The organism is Aquabacterium sp. (assembly GCF_041909175.1).
Classification (GTDB): domain Bacteria; phylum Pseudomonadota; class Gammaproteobacteria; order Burkholderiales; family Burkholderiaceae_C; genus Aquabacterium.
Genome location: NZ_JAYRDZ010000013.1, coordinates 46,657 through 65,226, shown reverse-complemented (window position 1 = coordinate 65,226; position 18,570 = coordinate 46,657). Strand labels below are relative to the sequence as shown.

Annotated in this window: 20 protein-coding genes and 1 tRNA gene; 15 read left to right on the top strand and 6 right to left on the bottom strand. The window is 63.5% G+C overall.

Going from position 1 to position 18,570, the window contains the following annotated elements:
- The first annotated feature begins 487 nt into the window (after positions 1-487).
- The 9 genes from ACE3PH_RS15340 (at position 488) to arsA (ending at position 6,850) form a co-directional block, all read left to right on the top strand.
- A complete protein-coding gene (locus ACE3PH_RS15340; RefSeq protein ID WP_374320647.1) occupies positions 488-823 on the top strand; it encodes an ArsR/SmtB family transcription factor in 336 nt (111 codons plus the stop codon).
- A gap of 12 nt (positions 824-835) precedes the next feature.
- Positions 836-1,327 (top strand): ArsI/CadI family heavy metal resistance metalloenzyme, encoded by a 492-nt coding sequence (locus tag ACE3PH_RS15335; protein WP_374320638.1) that lies wholly within the window; start codon positions 836-838, stop codon positions 1,325-1,327.
- Between the two features lie 13 nt (positions 1,328-1,340).
- Entirely contained in the window at positions 1,341-1,844 is a 504-nt protein-coding gene (locus tag ACE3PH_RS15330) for an arsenate reductase ArsC (protein WP_374320636.1), read from the top strand.
- A 14-nt stretch (positions 1,845-1,858) separates the two neighbouring features.
- Complete coding sequence (gene arsB, locus ACE3PH_RS15325; protein ID WP_374320634.1) at positions 1,859-2,905, top strand: ACR3 family arsenite efflux transporter; 1,047 nt, start codon at positions 1,859-1,861, stop codon at positions 2,903-2,905.
- A complete protein-coding gene (locus ACE3PH_RS15320; RefSeq protein ID WP_374320632.1) occupies positions 2,902-3,459 on the top strand; it encodes a sigma-70 family RNA polymerase sigma factor in 558 nt (185 codons plus the stop codon). Before arsB ends, ACE3PH_RS15320 begins: the two co-directional genes overlap by 4 nt.
- Positions 3,460-3,527: 68 nt before the next feature.
- On the top strand, positions 3,528-3,728 hold the full coding sequence (locus tag ACE3PH_RS15315; RefSeq protein ID WP_374320630.1) for a hypothetical protein: 201 nt from the start codon (positions 3,528-3,530) through the stop codon (positions 3,726-3,728).
- A gap of 49 nt (positions 3,729-3,777) precedes the next feature.
- Positions 3,778-4,815 carry a permease gene (locus tag ACE3PH_RS15310; protein WP_374320628.1) on the top strand — a complete coding sequence of 346 codons (1,038 nt, stop codon included), beginning with the start codon at positions 3,778-3,780 and terminating at the stop codon, positions 4,813-4,815.
- Between the two features lie 27 nt (positions 4,816-4,842).
- The gene (locus ACE3PH_RS15305; RefSeq protein WP_374320626.1) at positions 4,843-5,076 is read left to right on the top strand and encodes a thioredoxin family protein; all 234 of its coding nucleotides are present in this window, start codon (positions 4,843-4,845) and stop codon (positions 5,074-5,076) included.
- Between the two features lie 19 nt (positions 5,077-5,095).
- A complete protein-coding gene (gene arsA / locus ACE3PH_RS15300; RefSeq protein WP_374320624.1) occupies positions 5,096-6,850 on the top strand; it encodes an arsenical pump-driving ATPase in 1,755 nt (584 codons plus the stop codon).
- Positions 6,851-6,853: 3 nt separating this feature from the next.
- On the opposite strand, the gene ACE3PH_RS15295 is transcribed toward arsA, so the two are convergent.
- Positions 6,854-6,943: transfer RNA gene (locus ACE3PH_RS15295), tRNA-Ser, on the bottom strand.
- A 35-nt stretch (positions 6,944-6,978) separates the two neighbouring features.
- On the bottom strand, positions 6,979-7,806 hold the full coding sequence (locus ACE3PH_RS15290) for a symmetrical bis(5'-nucleosyl)-tetraphosphatase (protein ID WP_374320622.1): 828 nt from the start codon (positions 7,804-7,806) through the stop codon (positions 6,979-6,981).
- Positions 7,807-7,869: 63 nt separating this feature from the next.
- Here ACE3PH_RS15290 and ACE3PH_RS15285 point away from each other — a divergent pair, with 63 nt between their 5' ends.
- Positions 7,870-9,168, top strand: a complete 1,299-nt coding sequence (locus ACE3PH_RS15285; RefSeq protein WP_374320620.1) for a hemolysin family protein — start codon at positions 7,870-7,872, stop codon at positions 9,166-9,168.
- Here the strand turns inward: ACE3PH_RS15285 and ACE3PH_RS15280 are convergent, their stop codons facing one another.
- On the bottom strand, positions 9,169-11,616 hold the full coding sequence (locus ACE3PH_RS15280) for a DNA internalization-related competence protein ComEC/Rec2 (RefSeq protein ID WP_374320618.1): 2,448 nt from the start codon (positions 11,614-11,616) through the stop codon (positions 9,169-9,171).
- A gap of 155 nt (positions 11,617-11,771) precedes the next feature.
- Between ACE3PH_RS15280 and ACE3PH_RS15275 the strand changes: the two genes are divergently transcribed.
- The 4 genes from ACE3PH_RS15275 to gloA are packed head-to-tail and all read left to right on the top strand — an operon-like array spanning position 11,772 to position 15,040.
- The gene (locus ACE3PH_RS15275) at positions 11,772-12,227 is read left to right on the top strand and encodes a RidA family protein (protein WP_374320616.1); all 456 of its coding nucleotides are present in this window, start codon (positions 11,772-11,774) and stop codon (positions 12,225-12,227) included.
- Between the two features lies 1 nt (position 12,228).
- Entirely contained in the window at positions 12,229-12,729 is a 501-nt protein-coding gene (locus ACE3PH_RS15270) for a disulfide bond formation protein B (RefSeq protein ID WP_374320614.1), read from the top strand.
- Between the two features lie 22 nt (positions 12,730-12,751).
- Positions 12,752-14,599 (top strand): chorismate-binding protein, encoded by a 1,848-nt coding sequence (locus ACE3PH_RS15265; RefSeq protein ID WP_374320612.1) that lies wholly within the window; start codon positions 12,752-12,754, stop codon positions 14,597-14,599.
- A gap of 24 nt (positions 14,600-14,623) precedes the next feature.
- Positions 14,624-15,040 (top strand): lactoylglutathione lyase, encoded by a 417-nt coding sequence (gloA, locus tag ACE3PH_RS15260; protein ID WP_374320610.1) that lies wholly within the window; start codon positions 14,624-14,626, stop codon positions 15,038-15,040.
- 71 nt (positions 15,041-15,111) lie between these two features.
- Here the strand turns inward: gloA and aroC are convergent, their stop codons facing one another.
- The gene (gene aroC / locus ACE3PH_RS15255) at positions 15,112-16,209 is read right to left on the bottom strand and encodes a chorismate synthase (protein ID WP_374320609.1); all 1,098 of its coding nucleotides are present in this window, start codon (positions 16,207-16,209) and stop codon (positions 15,112-15,114) included.
- Positions 16,210-16,307: 98 nt separating this feature from the next.
- Positions 16,308-16,778 (bottom strand): CBS domain-containing protein, encoded by a 471-nt coding sequence (locus ACE3PH_RS15250; protein WP_374320607.1) that lies wholly within the window; start codon positions 16,776-16,778, stop codon positions 16,308-16,310.
- A gap of 203 nt (positions 16,779-16,981) precedes the next feature.
- Between ACE3PH_RS15250 and ACE3PH_RS15245 the strand changes: the two genes are divergently transcribed.
- Complete coding sequence (locus tag ACE3PH_RS15245) at positions 16,982-17,305, top strand: Mpo1-like protein (RefSeq protein ID WP_374320605.1); 324 nt, start codon at positions 16,982-16,984, stop codon at positions 17,303-17,305.
- Between the two features lie 11 nt (positions 17,306-17,316).
- Here ACE3PH_RS15245 and ACE3PH_RS15240 read toward each other — a convergent pair whose 3' ends face one another.
- On the bottom strand, positions 17,317-18,561 hold the full coding sequence (locus ACE3PH_RS15240; RefSeq protein WP_374320603.1) for a YihY family inner membrane protein: 1,245 nt from the start codon (positions 18,559-18,561) through the stop codon (positions 17,317-17,319).
- Between the last annotated feature and the right edge of the window lie 9 nt (positions 18,562-18,570).

The following is an 18,570-nucleotide window of genomic DNA, read 5'->3' as shown; positions in this document are numbered from 1 at the left end:
GCGCAGTGGTCTTTTCGCTCTGAAGGCGCAGGCCAAATGGACGAACGTCGATGAGCTGGCCAGGAGTTGTGTGTGGGATTGCCATGTGCACAGTATGCGTCGCTGACGCTTCCTCCGACGCCTAACGTAATTTAGACATCACCCAGAAATCCATATCTAGCCAGAAATGGCTACATCTATCCACATCTGGATAGATATGGATTCCACATGTATCCATGTTCTGGTGTGTCTTCAAGCCGCTTCTCCCTGTCGTCCGTGTGCCCGGACCATGGCTCGTTATGTTTGGCACAAGCTTACACACACGGAAACATTTCGCAAGCCCTCAAGCCGGCATCACCTTCCTCGGTATCACGGCTCGCGCGCCTGCTCCTTCCAGTCTGCAGCGTTGCATCCCGCGCCTTCTGAATCGCCACACCGTGCATTGCTTGCGTGCGGCGTCCGAAATTCCAGATGGACAACATATCAATATTTCAATCATAATTGAATGATGGAAGAAAACGACGTCATCACCGCCCTCTCTGCCCTGGCCCAACCCGTTCGCCTGCGTGTGTTCCGGGCGTTGGTGGTGGCCGGGCCCCAGGGCTTGACCCCGAGTGTGCTGTCCGAGCAATTGGCCGTGCCAGGCACTTCGCTGTCCTTTCACCTCAAGGAACTGACGCATGCCGGCCTTGTTTCGCAAGAGCGCGAGGGCCGCCACCTGATCTACCGCGCGGCGTTTGACCGCATGAATGGCGTCATTCACTACCTCACCGAGCACTGCTGCCAGGGCCAGGCGTGCGAAGCCTCTGCGCCAGCAACAACCCGCCAATGCACCACCTGCTGATCGGAGCCCACCATGAAGCGCTTTCACGTTCATATCCACGTTGATGACCTCGACCGCAACATCGCTTTCTACTCGGCCATGTTTGGCGCCCAACCAGCTCGGGTGGAGTCTGACTACGCGAAGTGGATGCTGGACGACCCCGCCGTGAACTTCGCCATTTCCACGCGCGGTCAGGGTCAAGTTGGTTTGGACCACCTCGGGTTCCAGGTCGACAACGAAGCAGACCTGGCTGCCATGAAGGCCCAGGCTGCACAGGCTGACATGTCGCTGATCGACGAAGGCCAGACCACCTGCTGCTACGCCCGCAGCGACAAGCACTGGCTGGTCGACCCCCAAGGCCTGCCCTGGGAGCATTTCCGCACGCTGGGCAACATTCCCGTGTTCCGTGAAGGTGAAGCAAGCGCTGCTCCGGCACAAGCCGAGGCTCAGGCCTGCTGCACGCCCAAGGTGAGCGGCAAGCCCATCTCCATTCCCGTCAAGTCTGCCCCGTCCCGTTGTTGTTGAACGCTGTACCACCATGACCACCCACGTCCTCATCCTCTGCACCCACAACTCGGCGCGCAGCGTGCTGTCTGAAGGCATGCTCAACCACCTGGCTGGCAAGCTGGGCAAAGATGTGCGCGCCCACAGCGCCGGCAGCGCTCCCAGCGGTCGGCTCAATCCCTTTGCGCTGGAAGCCTTGAACTACGCCGGCATCGACACCACCGGCTACCGCAGCAAGAGCTGGGACGAGTTCACCACGCCTGAGGCACCACCCCTGTCCATCGTGATCACGGTGTGCGACAGCGCGGCAGCAGAGGCCTGCCCGGTGTTCTTCGGTGGCAATGGCCAGCCGGTGAAAGTGCACTGGGGCTACCCGGACCCGAGCAACGCCGAAGGCGGCGACGATGGCAAGCGCCGCGCTTTTGAGCTGACCCGTCAGGCCATTGGCTACAAGATGCTGCAACTGCTGGCCCTACCCCTCGACACCCTGAGCAAGCCAGCACTCGCGGCTGCGCTCGAAGCCATCGCCCGCAGCTGAATCGGATCAACCCCATGTCGCAGTCCAACACCTCGTCCATGAGCGTCTTCGAACGCTACCTCACCGTCTGGGTCTTTCTGTGCATCGTGGCCGGCATTGCCCTGGGCCAAGTCGCCCCCGGGCCCGTGCAGGCCATTGGGGGCATGGAAATCGCCCAGGTCAACCTGCCGGTAGGCCTGCTCATCTGGGTGATGATCATCCCGATGCTCATCAAGGTCGACTTCGACAGCCTCTCGCAAGTGAAGGCCCACTGGCGCGGCATCGGAGTCACGCTGTTCGTGAACTGGGCGGTGAAGCCCTTTTCCATGGCCTTTCTGGGCTGGCTGTTCGTGCGCCAGGTGTTTGCGCCCTGGCTGCCCGCCGAGCAGCTTGACAGCTACATTGCCGGCCTGATTCTGCTGGCAGCAGCGCCTTGCACGGCCATGGTGTTCGTGTGGAGCCGCCTGACCAATGGCCACCCGCTCTTCACGCTGAGTCAGGTGGCCCTCAACGACACCATCATGGTGTTCGCCTTTGCGCCGATCGTGGGTCTCTTGCTGGGTTTGTCGTCCATCACCGTGCCGTGGGCCACGCTGGTGACCTCGGTGGTGCTGTACATCGTCATCCCGGTCATCCTGGCGCAACTCATCCGCCAGGCGCTGCTCAAGAAGGGACAGGCCGCTTTCGATGCCGCCCTGGCCCGCATCGGCCCCTGGTCAATTTCTGCCCTGCTGCTCACCCTCGTGCTGCTGTTTGCCTTCCAGGGGCAAGCCATCATCGAGCAGCCGCTGGTCATCGCCATGCTGGCTGTGCCCATCCTGATTCAGGTGCTGTTCAACTCGGCGCTGGCTTACTGGCTCAATCGCAAGCTGGGTGAAGCCCACAACGTGGCCTGCCCCTCGGCCCTGATCGGCGCCAGCAACTTTTTCGAGCTGGCCGTGGCAGCCGCCATCAGCCTGTTCGGGTTCAAATCAGGCGCGGCGCTGGCCACCGTGGTGGGCGTGCTCATCGAGGTGCCGGTGATGCTGCTGGTCGTGCGCGTGGTCAACCAGAGCAAGGCCTGGTACGAAGTCAAAGCATGAGCGCGCCCGGGGCCCACACCGCTCAGCCCTGTCTCATGCAGGCCTGGCACCAACACGAACGCGAGCTGCGTGCCTGGTTGCGCAGCCGCCTCGACGAGCCCGATGTCTGCGAAGACCTGATGCAGGACACCTTCATCAAGGCCTTGCGTCAGGGCCCGCGCTTTTGCGACGTCGACAACGCCAGAGCGTGGCTGTTCGAAGTCACACGCAACGCACTGGTGGACCATTGGCGCCAGCACCGTCCATCGGAACCGCTGGACGAGGCCTGGCCTGCCGTCGAGCCAGACGCCCCACCGCCCGTTGACAGCCTGGTCACCTGCCTGCCTCGCGTGCTCGAAGAATTGAGCGAAGCCGACCGCGATGCCATCACCCACTGCGACCTGCGGGGCATGAGCCAGGAAGACTACGCCCGGCACCTGGGCATCTCGCTGCCTGGCGCCAAATCTCGCATCCAGCGGGCCCGCAAACGCCTGCGCGCCCAGCTGATGGTCTCCTGCAAGGTGGTGCTCGACGCACAGGGGGCAGTGTGTTGCTTCACGCCTAGAAAGCACTGACCCCTGCATCTTTTTGGCCCCACATGCGTCTTCTTGTGTGAACAGACCTCACTACCAAGGAGATGCTCATGTGTGTTGGTTTTGCCAAAGAGATCGCCAACTGGGCCTGCCCCCAGGAAAACAGCCGCCGCGAAGCCGTGTTGTCGCAATGGGGTGCGCTGTTGCATGACAGCACACCCACGGCTCCTGCACAGTCAGCACCCGCCACATCGCGCGGCGATGCCGAGCATGCTGGCGTCATGCAGTCGCTTATTGCGCCATCGGCTTGACAGCCCTTCCAGACATTGAAATGCTGAAAACATGATGAGTTCTGAGCGGATGCCTGTCACCAACCGCCCGCTGCTGTGGTGGCTGCTGGCCCTGGTCGGGCTAGTGCCTGCCTGGTGGTGGGCCTACACCCATCTCACTGACTTTGCAGATGCTGTCATCGGCATGTTGGGCCTCAGCAGGCAGACCGCGCTGGGTGAGTCGCTGCACTTTTTTGCCTATGACACCCCCAAGGTCCTGCTGCTGTTGACCGGCATCGTCTTCGTGATGGGCGTGGTGCAAACCTTCTTTGCCCCCGAGCGCACACGAGCCTTGCTGGCCGGCAAGCGCGCCGGCGTGGGCAATGTGCTGGCCGCGCTGCTAGGGGTGGTCACCCCGTTTTGTTCATGCTCGGCTGTGCCGCTGTTCATCGGCATCCTGTCTGCGGGCGTGCCGTTGGGCATCACCTTCTCGTTTCTGATCTCGGCGCCCATGGTCAACGAGGTCGCTTTGGTCATGCTCTTTGGCCTATTTGGCTGGAAAGTGGCTGCGCTCTACATGGGCTTGGGCCTCTCGGTGGCCATTGTGGCGGGCCTCGTCATGGGCCACCTGCGCCTGGAGCGCTATCTGGAAGACTGGGTTCAAGACATCGCCAACGGCCCTGCTTCGACCAGCTATGAAGGCGATGGCCTGGACTGGGTAAGTCGCTTCGAGGCCGGCGGACACCATGTCAAAGACATCGTCGGCAAGGTCTGGCCCTATGTGATCGCCGGCATCGCCCTGGGCGCTGGCATTCACGGCTATGTGCCGCAAGACTTCATGGCCAGCATCATGGGCCGCTCAGCCTGGTGGTCTGTGCCGGTTGCGGTGGTGCTCGGCATCCCCATGTACACCAACGCGGCGGGCATCATCCCCATCGTGCAGGCGTTGCTGGGCAAAGGGGCTGCACTGGGCACCGCCTTGGCTTTCATGATGAGCGTGATCGCCCTGTCTGCACCGGAAATGATCATCCTTCGCAAGGCACTGAAGCCGCCATTGATTGCCACGTTCGCCGGCGTGGTGGCCGTCGGCATCCTGCTGGTCGGCTATGTATTCAACCTGGTGCTGTAAGCACCCCTATTTGACAGAGAGCACAACATGAAAGACATCAAGGTACTGGGCTCTGGTTGCGCCAACTGCCGCAACACCATCGCCCTGATCGAGAGCGTGGCGCAGGAAGTGGGCACGGCCATCCAGATTGAAAAAGTGCAAGACATGCCCAGCATCGTGCGCTATGGCGTGATGTCGACGCCCGGTGTGGTGGTTGATGGCAAAGTGGTGCATGCCGGCGGCGTACCCGCACGTGACAAGATTCGAACCTGGCTGATCTGACCTGATTGCAAACGGCACCATGAAACTGCTGGACCACCCCACCCGCTTCCTGTTTTTTACCGGCAAAGGCGGGGTTGGCAAGACCTCCTTGTCGACCGCCACCGCCATCCAGCTGGCGGACAGCGGGCTGCGGGTGCTGCTGGTCAGCACCGATGCGGCGTCCAACCTCGACGAGATGCTGCATGTGGCCCTGCACAACACGCCCACGCCGGTGCCCGGTGTGCCAGGCCTGTCGGTGCTCAACATCGACCCCAACACGGCGGCCGAGTCCTACCGCCAGCGCGTGCTGGCCCAGATGATGGGCCACAGCAGCGAGCAGGAACGCGCCACGGTGCGCGAACAGCTCTCGGGCGCCTGCACCACCGAAATCGCCACCTTTGACGAATTTGCCAGCCTGCTGACCGATGGCGCCCAGGCCTACGACCACGTGGTGTTCGACACCGCCCCCACGGGCCACACCCTGCGCCTGTTGAGCCTGCCCAAAGCTTGGAGCGGCTTCCTCAAGGACAACGACCGCGGTGCCTCCTGCCTGGGCCCGCACTCGGGCCTCAAGATGCAGGAAGCGCGCTTCAATGCGGCCCTGGCCGCCTTGAGCAACAGCGCACAGACCACCGTGGTGCTGGTGTCGCGCCCAGACAAGGGGGCGCTGGCTGAAGCCGCCCGCACGGCTGATGAACTGCGTGAACTGACCCTGAGCCACCAGCGCCTGGTCATCAACGGGGTGTTCCACGCCACCGACCCGCAAGATGCGGTCGCACGTGCCATCGAAGCCCAGGGCCAGGCCGCCATCGAGGCCCTGCCCGCCGCATTGGCCGCCCTGCCATGCACCCATGTCCCCCTGCGCGCCTTCGACACCGTGGGGCTGGATGCCCTGCGCGCGCTCTTGTCCGACACCCCTGCCCCGATCAGCACCGTCAGCAGCCAGAATGACGAGCAGCCCCTGCCAGCCAAGCACTTCGCGTCCCTGGTGGACGAGCTGGCGGCATCTGGCAAGGGCCTGATCATGGTGATGGGCAAAGGTGGCGTGGGCAAAACCACCATCGCGGCCGCTCTGGCGCTGGGCCTGGTCGAACGGGGCCACGCCGTGCACCTCAGCACCACCGACCCGGCCGCCCATCTGGCAGCCACGCTCGATGGTCAGGTGCCCGGTCTGGACGTCAGCCGCATCGACCCCAAGGCCGAAACACAGCGCTACATCGACAAGATCATGGCTTCACGTGGGGCGCAGCTTGACGAGCAGGAAAAGGCCCTGCTGCTGGAAGACCTGCAGTCCCCCTGCACCGAAGAGGTGGCCGTGTTTCATGCGTTTTCGCGCACCGTGGCGGCCGCGCGCAGCGCCTTTGTCGTGCTCGACACCGCCCCGACAGGCCACTCGCTGCTGCTGATGGACGCCACCGGGGCCTACCATCGCCAGATGGCACGCGAGTTCGAAGGCAAGTCGGCAGCGCACATCGTCACCCCGCTGATGCGGCTGCAAGACCCGGAGTACACCCGCATTGTGTTGGTCACCCTGCCCGAAACCACGCCGGTTTCGCAAGCCGCCGCCCTGCAGGACGACCTGCGACGCGCCCACATCGAGCCTTATGCCTGGGTGATCAACAAATCGATTCTGGCTGCAGGCACACACGACCCGCTGCTCAAGACCCGCCTGCAAGGCGAGCGCCAGCAAATGGAGCGCATCAGCCAAGGGCTGTCACAGCGCACAGTCACGCTGCCCTGGTCACCCGAGCCGCCGGTAGGCGTGGCCGGGCTGAAGCGTCTGCTGGAAGATTGAAAGTGGCGGGTGCGGTGAGATTCGAACTCACGGAACGCGCTAACGTTCGCCGGTTTTCAAGACCGGTGCCTTAAACCGCTCGGCCACACACCCTGTGGGCGCCATTGTAAGGGCGCTTTGTGTCGAATTCAGGCCTTGCCTGGCTTTTGGGCCTGTGGACACTCGATCTGGATGACTTCGCGTCGTCCGCCGTCCACACGCACCGCCGTCAACTGCCCGCCCCAGATGCAGCCGGTGTCCAGCGCCATCAGGTCCGGACGGTTGATCAGGCCCAGCGTGGACCAGTGCCCGAAAGCGATCGGCGTGCCCTCGGTGCGGCGCCCAGGCACATTGAACCAGGGCATCAAGCCTTCAGGGGCCGAGTCAGCCCCTTCCTTCACAGCAAAGTCCATCGTCCCATCCGCCGTACAGAAGCGTAAGCGGGTGAAGCTGTTGATCACACAACGCCAGCGGTCGGCCCCCTCAAGGCGCTCGTCCCACTGCGGGGGGTGGTTGCCATACATCACCGTCAGGAAGCCATGCAGATCCGGTCCGGCCAGCATCGTTTCCACCTCAGCGGCCAGTCGCATCGCTTCTGCGGCATCCCACTGCGGCAGCACGCCCGCGTGCACCATCAACCAGCCATGCTCGTGCACCGCCAGGCGGCGTGCTCGCAGCCATTCGAGCCAGGCGTCACGGTCTGGCGCATCAAGGATGGCATCCAGCGTGTCGCTGCGGTGCGCCTTGCGCACCCCGTTGGCAACGGCCAGCAGGTGCAGGTCATGGTTGCCCAGCAGGCACACGGCCGCATCACCCATGTCGCGTAAACGCCGCAGCACGCCCAGCGAGTCCGGCCCCCGGTTGACCAGGTCCCCCAGGAAGTAAACACGGTCCCGCGAAGGGGAGAAATCGATCGTTGCCAACAGCCGCTCAAGCGGGTCGCAACAACCTTGCAAGTCACCAACCAAATAGATCATGGCATCGATTCTGCTACGCTTCGCCCATAGAAACTGACGGCCCGGCCGAGCCCGGTGCCACAAATGGACGTTGCGCTTCTCGTATTTCTGACCATTCTCAACGGCATTTTTGCCATGTCTGAGATGGCCCTCGCTTCCAGTCGCAAAGCCCGACTGCAGGTCATGGCGGAATCCGGTGACTCCGGTTCCAAGGTTGCCATGGAGCTGCACGATAACCCGACTCAGTTTCTTTCAACCGTTCAGATCGGCATCACATCCACCGGCGTGCTCAACGGCATCGTGGGGGATGCGGCCTTCTCAGGTGGCCTGTCCATCTGGCTGCAAAGCACCCTGCATCTGCATGAAGATGTGGCCAAGGTGACTGCCACCGGTCTGGTGGTGATGATCATCACCTTCGTCACCATCATCTTTGGTGAGCTGGTGCCCAAGCGCGTGGGTCAGGTTCACCCTGAAACCGTGGCACGCCTGGTGGCCAAGCCCATGAAGCTGCTGTCGCAGCTGACGCGCCCCTTCGTGCGCTTTCTGGCCGCCACGACAGACACCATCTTGAGCCTGCTGGGTGTCAAGGACACCGACCGTGGCGTGACCGAAGAAGAGATTGCCGCCAGCCTGGAAGAAGGCCTGGATGCCGGTGTGATCGAAGCCAATGAGCATCAGATGGTGCGCAATGTGTTCCGCCTGGATGATCGCCAGGTGGGCTCGATGATGATCCCCCGCAGCGACATCGCCTGGTTGAACCTGGAGGCCCCCCTCAAGGAAAACCTCGCCGTGATCGCCTTGCATGGCCACTCACGCTACCCTGTTTGCCGTGGCAGCCTGGATGATGTGGTGGGTGTGATCACGGCCCAGCAGTTGCTGCACCAGATCACCCAGGGGCAGGACAACGACCTCACAGCCGGTCTGCAGCCTGCCGTGTTCGTGCCTGAGACCCTCTCCGGCATGGAGTTGCTCGACCACTTCCGCGCCTCTGCCGTGCAAATGGTCTTCGTGGTGGATGAATACGGTGAAGTGCAAGGTGTCATCACCCTGCGTGACGTGCTGGAAGCCATCACTGGCGAGTTCACCACCGAAGAGGCGTCAGACAGCTGGGCCATCCAGCGCGAAGACGGTTCCTGGCTGATCGACGGGTTGATTCCGGCGCCTGAACTGAAAGACCGCCTCGAGCTCAAGAACCTGCCGGACGAAGACCGTGGTCGCTACAACACCCTGGCCGGCATGGTCATGATGCTGTTGGGCCACCTGCCGGAAACCACCGATGCGGTCGAGTGGGAAGGCTGGCGCTTTGAGGTGGTCGACATGGATGGCAAGCGCATCGACAAGCTGTTGGTGACACGCCTGCCTGCCGACTATCTGGCCGACTGATCAGTCGGTGCGGCTGGCTGGGTGCCAATAGCGGCGGGTTCCAACTCGCCAGCAACGCGCCGGGCTGCCATCGCTGAACCACAGATAGGCCCCGCAGGTGCTGGACTGCAGCACCTGCAGGCCCAATGCCTCGTAACGAGCCACCACAGACGGTGCAGGGTGTCCGTAGCGGTTATGCAGCCCTGCCTGCACCAGCACCTGCCTGGGTGCCACCGCTTTCAAGAAGCCCTCGGTCGACGAGGTCTTGCTGCCGTGGTGGGGTGCCACCAGCAAGGTACTGGTCAAGCGCCCTGCCTCACCCTCCCGATGCAGCAAGGCAGCCTCTTGCGGTGCCTCGACGTCGCCGGTGAGCAAAACCGCCTTTGGTGCGTGACCGTGGCGGGCCTGTGCTACCACCCGGATCACGCAAGACAAAGCGTTATCGGGCACATGGCTCCGCCCTGCCAGCTCATCCGCTGTCGGGTGCAGCACCTCAAACAACACGCCATCCCATTGCCACCGCTGACCAGCCTGGCAAGGCACATGCGCACGAAGCGGCTGAAGCGCCGCCAGTTGCACCCGCACCGGGTCGTCTTCGGCCAGTGTGGTTCGCCAGACACTCACCGGGATCGCCGCATCAACCGACAAGGCGCCACCCGTGTGGTCGGCATCCCCATGGCTGAGCACCACTTCATCGAGCCGCGTCAAGCCAACCGACCGCAATACCGGCACCACCACCCGTTGCCCGGCATCAGACCGCTCGCCCAACTTCGGTCCGGTGTCAAACAGCAGGGCATGGCGGGCGGTATAGATGACCACGGCCGTGCCCTGCTCGACATCGGGCGCCAGTACCCCGAACTGCCCCACGGATGGCTGAGACAAGGTGCCCCAGGCAAAAGGCAGGTGCAAGACAGGCAACAGCAAGGGCAAACCCAGCCAACGCCAGCCGCGGGGCACCGGCATGACCAGCAGGCAAGCTGAGCCGATGGCCAGCGGCCCCAGCCACGCTGGCCAGGCCGCGGTGTACCAGACCGCACCAGGCCACGCCGCCATGCCTTGCAAGATGCCCAGACACCCGTGCAGCACCCAGGCTGCCACATGCCAGAGCGGCGACCACACCATGCCTGCCAGTGCCAAAGGCGTAACCAGCAAGGTGAACACGGGTATGGCCACCAGATTGGCCAGAAAGCCCACCACGGACACCTGCTGGAAGATGAGCGCCCCCAGTGGCAACAAACCCAGCGTGGCCAGCCATTGCGTGCGTACAGCCTCCCTGGCGGCCCGCCCCCAGCGCTGGGGCCAGGCCACAGGCTCGTCCCCTCGCTGTACAGAGGGCCCACTGGCCAGCAACACGCCCACCGCCACAAACGACAGCCAGAAACCGGCTTGCGCCAGCGCCCAGGGGTCCCAGGCGGTCACCACGGTGGCGCCGATCAACCATTGCAAGGGCCAAGGCCATCGCCTGCCAGACAGCCGCAACAAGGACGACACCAGCAACATGCACACAGTGCGCTGAGCAGGCACCCCCCAGCCCGCCAGCACGGCGTAGCCCGCGGCACCCAGCACCATCGACCAGGCAGCCACCTCCGCTGTCGGACGCCGCCAGATCAGCTTGGGGCTGCGTCGCCACACGGCGGACACCGCGCCGGCCACCATCCACCCAACCATGGCAATGTGCAAACCACTGATGGAAATCAGGTGTGCCACGCCCGTCTGACGGAACACGTCCCAGTCTTCGGCATCAATGGCCGACTGGTCACCCACCGTGAGCCCGGCCAGCACACCCGCCAGGCGGGGGTCGATGACCACCCCCGCAATCCGCTCGCGTACGCGCTGGCGAAAGCGGTCCAGCGACCCTGTCCAGCCACGCGCTGGCTGAATCAGTTGCGCAAGCTCTTCGCCCTTGGCCCGCACTGTCGCGGTCGCTCGCATGCCGTGCTCCAGCAGCCACAAGGCCTGGTCAAAGCCGGCCGGGTTGCCAGGCCCCTGAGGCGACCGAAACCGCACAGGCCATGACCAGACCTGGCCGGACTCGACATCGGGAAGCCCCTTTTCAGCCTGGCGCCAGTAGAGCATCACCCGAGCTGGCCACTGCGGGCGAGGCATCTCGCCGTCCAGCCGACGCACAAGCACCTCCAGTTGCCAGGCATCACCGCGCCGAACCGGCAGGCCGTCAATCTGGCCTTCAAGGCGCACGGTACTGGCCTCCCAAGCAAGTGGCACCTGCTGTTCAACCAGCGCCTGAGCGCGCCAGCAAGCCTGCACCCACGCGAGCAAGGCCACGGCGCACAACACACCCAGGCATCGGTACCAGGCGACCCAGCTCCGCGCACGCACCACGGCCGCCATCACCAGCAAGCCCAGCACCACTGCAGCCAGTTGCCCGGTGCCAGACGGCAAGGCTGGCATGCCCTGCGGCAAGGCCACGCCCAAGAGCCAGCCCAGCATGGCTGACACCCACATGGCCATGGTCCGGTTTCCTATCCCTGTTTCTGTATTGATGTGGCGGGCAGTGTAGGATCTCAAACCATTGACAGGCCCCACATTACGGGCGCCCCAGGAAGAGGGAACCTCCGGCGCCAAGCCCTGTCCAACCCCTCACTCCATCGCACCGCATTCCGATCATGTCAATTCAAGACCGCCTGCAAGCTCTGGGCATCAGCCTGCCCCCTGTCGCCGTTCCTGCTGCTGCCTATGTGCCGTTCGTTCGCACCGGCAATCTGGTGTTCATTTCGGGCCACATCGCCAAGAAAGATGGCAAGGTCTGGGTGGGCCAACTGGGCAAGAACCTGAGCACCGAAGAAGGCAAGGAAGCCGCCCGCGCCATCGCCATCGACCTGATGGGCACCCTGCAGGCCGCAGCCGGCAGCCTGGACAACGTGGTACGCATCGTCAAGGTCGTGAGCCTGGTCAACAGCACCCCTGATTTCACCGAGCACCATCTGGTCACCAATGGCTGCTCCGAGTTGCTGGGTGAGGTGTTTGGCGAAGCCGGCAAGCATGCCCGCAGCGCCTTCGGTGTGGCACAGATTCCGCTGGGCGCTTGCGTCGAGATTGAACTGGTTGCGGAAGTTCGCTGAGATGTCTGCCTTGTCCATGCTCGGCCGTCTGAGCAGCCGGCAGGTGCTGGGCCTGGTCGCCCTGGCCTGCCTGGCATCGGTGGGCTTCGCCCTGTTTGCCCAACACAAGCTGGGCATGCAGCCTTGCCCCTGGTGCGTGCTGCAACGGATCCTCTTCCTGCTGATCGCCTTGCTTGCCGGGCTCGGCGCACTGGCAGGCCGCCGCTGGGCCACCGTCCCCACGGCCGTGCTGAGCATCCCGCTGGCGGGCGCGGGCATCGCCGCGGCGCTCTATCAGCACTTTGTCGCCGCCAAAACCAATTCGTGCAACCTGACGCTGGCTGACCGCATCATTTCCGGCCTGCAGCTGGACCTGCATTTCCCCGAAGTCTTCGAGGTGCGTTCGTCCTGCGCGGATGCCGCCGTGAACCTGATCGGTGTGCCCTTCGAGTTCTGGAGCGCGCTGCTGTATGCGGTGGTGATCGTTGCCGCACTGTGGAGCCTGCGCCGCCCGCGCGGCTGAGTCAGGCCGCCACCCGTTTGCCATGACATCGCAACCCGTGGTGGCCACCGAGCCCGTCGCCCTCATCGATTTCCCGGCCGATCTGCGCTCGGGCTCGCCTCAGCGTGAGCGTCTGGCCTTCTCCCAGCCTCGCCAATGGCTGATCGCCACCAGCGCGGCGCAGGTGCGCCCCACGCTCGACCAGGCTGAAGCGCTGGCCCGACAAGGCCTCTGGTGCATCGGCTGGGTGGCCTATGAAGCCGTCAGCGGCCTGCAAGCCATCCTGCCCTGCCACCCCGCCACGCCAGGCCAGCCCTTGGCCGTTTTTGCCGTGTTCGACAAGGCTTCCAGCTGGCCTGACGAGCCCCTTGCCGCTGCGACCTGGTCAACTGCTGACTGGCAAGCGTCTGGGTCGGCTGACGACTTTGCGGGCCGCATCGAGCGCATCCACGAGCTGATCCGCGCAGGCGAGGTCTACCAGATCAACCTGACCGCGCCCTATCGGGCAGAGCTGACGCCCCCTCAAGCAAGCACCCCACGGGCCTATTTTCACGCGCTGCATGCCAGTCAACCCCTGGGCTTCGGCTGCTACTTCGACATGCAGGGATTGCCAGCCGGGGCACCCAGCCATGTGCTGAGTGTCTCGCCCGAGTTGTTTTTTGACTGGCAGGCTCAGCGCATCACCACACGCCCCATGAAGGGCACAGCACCGCGCCACGCCTCGCCTCAAGCTGACGCAGCCGCCGCTGAGCACCTGCGCACCAGCGACAAGGAAAAGGCCGAAAACCTGATGATCGTGGACCTGCTGCGCAACGATCTGTCCGTGATTGCCGAAACCGGCAGCGTGCAAGTGCCCGCCTTGTTCGATGTCGAGCCCTTGCCCACCGTCTGGCAAATGACCTCGACCATCACGGCCAACACGCGCGCCGGCACGTCTTTGTCAGATGTGTTCACAGCACTGTTCCCGTGTGGCTCCATCACGGGGGCCCCCAAGCGGCGGGCCATGCACCACATCACGCAGCTGGAAGACGGCCCCCGTGGCGTGTATTGCGGTGCGGTCGGCCTCATCCGCCCAGGTGGACATGCCACCTTCAACGTGCCCATCCGCACCGTGACGCTGCAGGCGGCTCCATCCGGCTGGGCAGCGTCTTGTGGCATTGGCAGCGGCGTCACCATCGATGCCCAAGCTGCGGCTGAAGCCCATGAGTGGTGGCACAAGCAAGCCTTCCTGCGGCGTGCCGCACGCCCATTCGATGTGCTGGAATCACTCCGATTGGACAACGGCGCCGTGGCGCGGCTGGATGCACACCTGGCCCGGCTGAGCCGCAGCGCACAGCACTTTGGTCGACCTTGTGATGTGGCGCGCGTCACCGCTGCGCTGCAGCAACTGGCCACACGCCACCCGCAAGGCGTCTTCAAGGTGCGCCTGTTGCTCGATGCCGATGGAGGCGTTCGCTGCGAAGCAGCCCCACTGACCGCCACCCACACCCCGGTACGGCTGCACCTGGCCCGCAAGCCCATGCCGCCGGCAGACGAGTTCATCACCCACAAAACCACCCGGCGCGAGGCCTATGCCCCCTTCGCTCCCCCAGCGGGTTGTTTCGACACCTTGCTGTGGAACGAAGCAGGCCAGTTGACCGAATGCACCATAGGCAACATCGCCGTGCAGCTTCATGGCGAGTGGGTCACGCCGCCTCTGTCCTGCGGCCTGCTGCCCGGGGTGATGCGCGAGACCTTGCTTCAGCAAGGTCGACTGCAAGAGCGCATCATTGAAACCAATGATTTGTGGCGCGCCACTGGTGCGGCCCTGCTCAACAGCGTGCGCGGCTGGCTGGAGGTCGATCTGGCCGACTTGCTGGCCCAAGCCGCCATCCACCCCCATTCATCCTGAGTCCCCATTTTCCAAGGAACCCCCATGCGTCTCTTGCACACCATGCTCCGCGTCGGCAACTTGCAGCGTTCGATCGACTTCTACACCCAGGCCCTGGGCATGAAGCTGCTGCGCACCACCGACCGCCCCGAACAGCAGTACACCCTGGCCTTTCTGGGCTATGGCAGCAACCCCGAACACGCCGAAATCGAGCTGACCTACAACTACGGGGTCGACAGCTACGAGCTGGGCTCGGCCTATGGCCACATTGCCATTGGTGTAGACAGCGCCGCCGCCGTGTGCGAAGCCGTCCGAGCCAAGACGGCTGAACTGGGTGGTGCCGTGACACGTGAAGCCGGCCCGATCAAGGGCGGCAACACCATCATCGCCTTCATCACCGACCCCGACGGCTACAAGGTGGAGCTGATCGAGCGCCCCGAGGCTGCGTCCGAACTGAACTGATCCTGCCGGCCTGATCCGGCCATGAAAAAGGGCCCTCCACGTGGGGGCCCTATTTTTATGTACCAGGCGAATCAGCGTTGCGCCGGAATCTTCGGTGTCGACACCTGCACATCCGCACACTGGGCACGGTGGCGCAGCGCATGGTCCATCACCACCAGAGCCAGCATCGCCTCGGCAATCGGGGTGGCGCGGATGCCCACGCAGGGGTCGTGGCGACCAAAGGTCTCCACCGTGGCGGGCTGACCGTTCAGGTCGATCGACTGGCGGGGAATGCGGATCGAACTGGTTGGCTTGATGGCGATCGACACGCGCAGATCCTGCCCGGACGAGATGCCGCCCAGCACGCCACCCGCGTGGTTCGAGGCAAAGCCTTCCGGCGTCAGCTCGTCGCCGTGCTCGCTGCCCTTTTGCGACACGCAGGCAAAACCGTCGCCAATCTCCACGCCCTTGACCGCATTGATGCCCATCATGGCGTAGGCGATGTCGGCGTCGAGCTTGTCGAACAGCGGCTCACCCAAGCCAACCGGCATGCCCGAGGCCTCAACCGTCAGGCGGGCACCGCAGGAGTCCCCCTCCTTGCGCAGCGCGTCCATATAGGCTTCCAGCGCATCGATCTGGCTGACATTGGCCGCGAAGAACGGGTTGTTGTGCACATGCTCCCAGCCCTCGAAGGCAATGGGCAGCTCGCCGATTTGGGTCATGCAGCCCCGGAACTCGGTGCCGAACTGTTCACGCAGCCACTTCTTGGCCACCGCCCCTGCCGCCACCATCGGCGCGGTCAGGCGCGCAGAAGAACGACCGCCACCACGCGGGTCGCGGATGCCGTATTTGTGCCAGTAGGTGTAATCGGCATGCCCCGGGCGGAAGGTCTGCAGGATGTTGCCGTAGTCCTTGCTGCGCTGATCGGTGTTGCGGATCAACAGGGCGATCGGCGCCCCCGTGGTCTTGCCTTCGTAGACTCCGCTCAGGATCTCTACCGAATCAGGCTCATTGCGTTGCGTGACGTGACGCGACGTGCCAGGGCGGCGACGATCCAGATCGGGCTGGATGTCAGCTTCCGACAGGGCCATGCCCGGAGGGCAGCCGTCAATGACGCAGCCGATGGCCGGACCATGCGACTCGCCGAAATTCGTGACCGTGAACAGATGACCAAAGGTGCTGCCAGACATAGCGCCTACCGGGAAGAATGAAACGGGAAAACCGATATTGTCCCCCATGACGACAACGCCCGGCTGAACCGGGCGCTTTCTGGGGGCATCCTGAAGGATCAGGACAGTGTCGGCGTCCTGTTCGGCTCGTTGTCTTCAGCCGGCCAGTCGCGGATATAGGCCTTGAGCATGCGGTTCTCGAAGTCCTGCGCATCGACCACCGCCTTGGCCACGTCGTACAGCGAGATCACGCCCATCAACGTCTTCTGGGTCATCACCGGCATGTAACGGGCGTGGCGGCTCAGCATCATGCGGCGCACTTCATCAACGGCCGTATCAGGGGTGCAGGTCAGCGGGTGATCGTCCATGACGGAACGCACACGGGTTTCACCCACCACGCCGCCATTGCGAACAACAGCCTGCAGCACCTCGCGGAAGGTCAGCATGCCGACGACATCGCCGTGCTCGACGACCACGAGGGAGCCGATATCGAATTCGGTCATCGTAGCCAAGGCTTCGGCCAAGGCCTGTTCGGGGTGAACGGTGTAAAGCGTGCTGCCTTTGACGCGCAGGATGTCACTGACTTTCATGGTCTCGTCTCCTCTGGTTCAGGGTTGGCAAAAACGACGGGCCGGGGGACAAATATTGCCCCAACATGACCGAATCGCCAATGCCTACAAGGCCCAGCCCCCTGCAAAAACAAAGCTTTTCAAAGGGCAAGCCATGATTGCTACCCAACAGAGGTCACTGTTAAATAGGGTTAGCCCTCACAGCCTACCATCGGTAACAAGACATGCCAACCTCTGCAGTTGATCCGCGTCAGTTCAAGAGCTTTGCCGAGTTCTATCCCTACTATCTGGGCGAGCACAGCAACCGCACCTGCCGTCGGCTTCATGTGGTGGGCTCGTTCATGGTCCTGTGCATCGTCACGGCCAGCATCGCCAGTGGCGCGGCCAGCGGCCTGCTGCTGGCCTTGCTGACGGGCTACGGCTTTGCATGGGTCGGCCATTTCGTCTTCGAGAAGAACAGACCCGCCACATTCATCCGCCCCCTCTACAGCTTCATGGGCGACTGGGTCATGTTCAAGGATGTCCTGACTGGCCGCATTCCCTTCTGATCGACGCCTGCTCAGCGCAAGGCCTGCCCCACGGTCACACCATCCATCCGTGTGGATATCCAGAAGCCCGAGGTCAGTGCGTCGGGTTTGAGCAGCAACTGCTTGACCAGCGGTGCCAGGCAGGTGGTATCAGGATCACACAGCAGCACAAAGCGGCCACCGCCCTCGCGGCCTTCTTCCTGAAGCAGTGCCACCCAGTCCAACGCCACCAGGGTCTCGATGATGGGCTCGATCTGCAGCGGATCGGTTTTCAGCAAGTGCGCCAGCGTTTCAGCAGAATGCCCCCGCTGCGCACCATGCTGCACGGCGCACAACTCTCTCAAGAGCGCCAGGGCGATCTGGAAGCGGTAGCCGGGCGTATCCGGCCAGCGCTTCACCTGCGACAGCAAACTCGGTGTGTAGGCCACGATCACGGCGCCCAGCAGCACGATCACCCAGCTGAGATAGATCCAGACCAGAAAGATGGGTACGGCAGCAAAAGCGCCATAGATCGTGGCGTAGATCGGGTACTTGCCCAAGTAGAACGCCAGACCCCGCTGCCCCAACTCCAGCGCGATGCTCACAAAAGCAGCGCCCCCCCAGGCATGCTCCCAGCGCACATAGGTATTGGGCACATAGCGAAACAGCGCAGCGAAGCCTGCCGTTTCCAGCAGGAAGACGACCACAGACAGCAAGAAACCCACCCCACCCGGCAGCTCATTGACCAGCCCCTTTGACGCCGACAACACATAGGACGTCATCGACAGACTGGCCCCCAGCAGCAACGGCCCCAGGGTCAACGCAGCCCAGTAGACCAGCACGCGCTGTGCGAAGGGCCGTGGCTGACGCACCCGCCAGATGGCATTGAGCGTGTGGTCAATGGTCAGCATCAGGGCCACTGCCGTCACCCCCAGGCCAATCAGCCCTACCCCCCCAAGCTGGCTGGCCTTCATGGCGAATTTGGTCAACCCCAGCAGCACAGGCTTGGCAATGGCATCCGGCACGAACTCCTGCAGGAACTGCTTTTCCAGCACCGCGCGAAAGCGGGCAAACACCGGAAAGGCGCTGAACAAGGCCAGCATCACGGTGAACAGGGGCACCAAGGCAATGGTGGTGGTGAAGGTCAGGCTACCTGCCGTCAGCCCCAACCTGTCTTCACGGAAGCGCTGGCGCAAGGTCAGAAAGGTCTGACCCCATGGCCATTGGTGCAAGGTCTGCGCCAACAGCGCCCAGCGCTGCCGCAGATCTGCCACCAGTTTCACGAGTTTCGAAATCATCTGGCTATG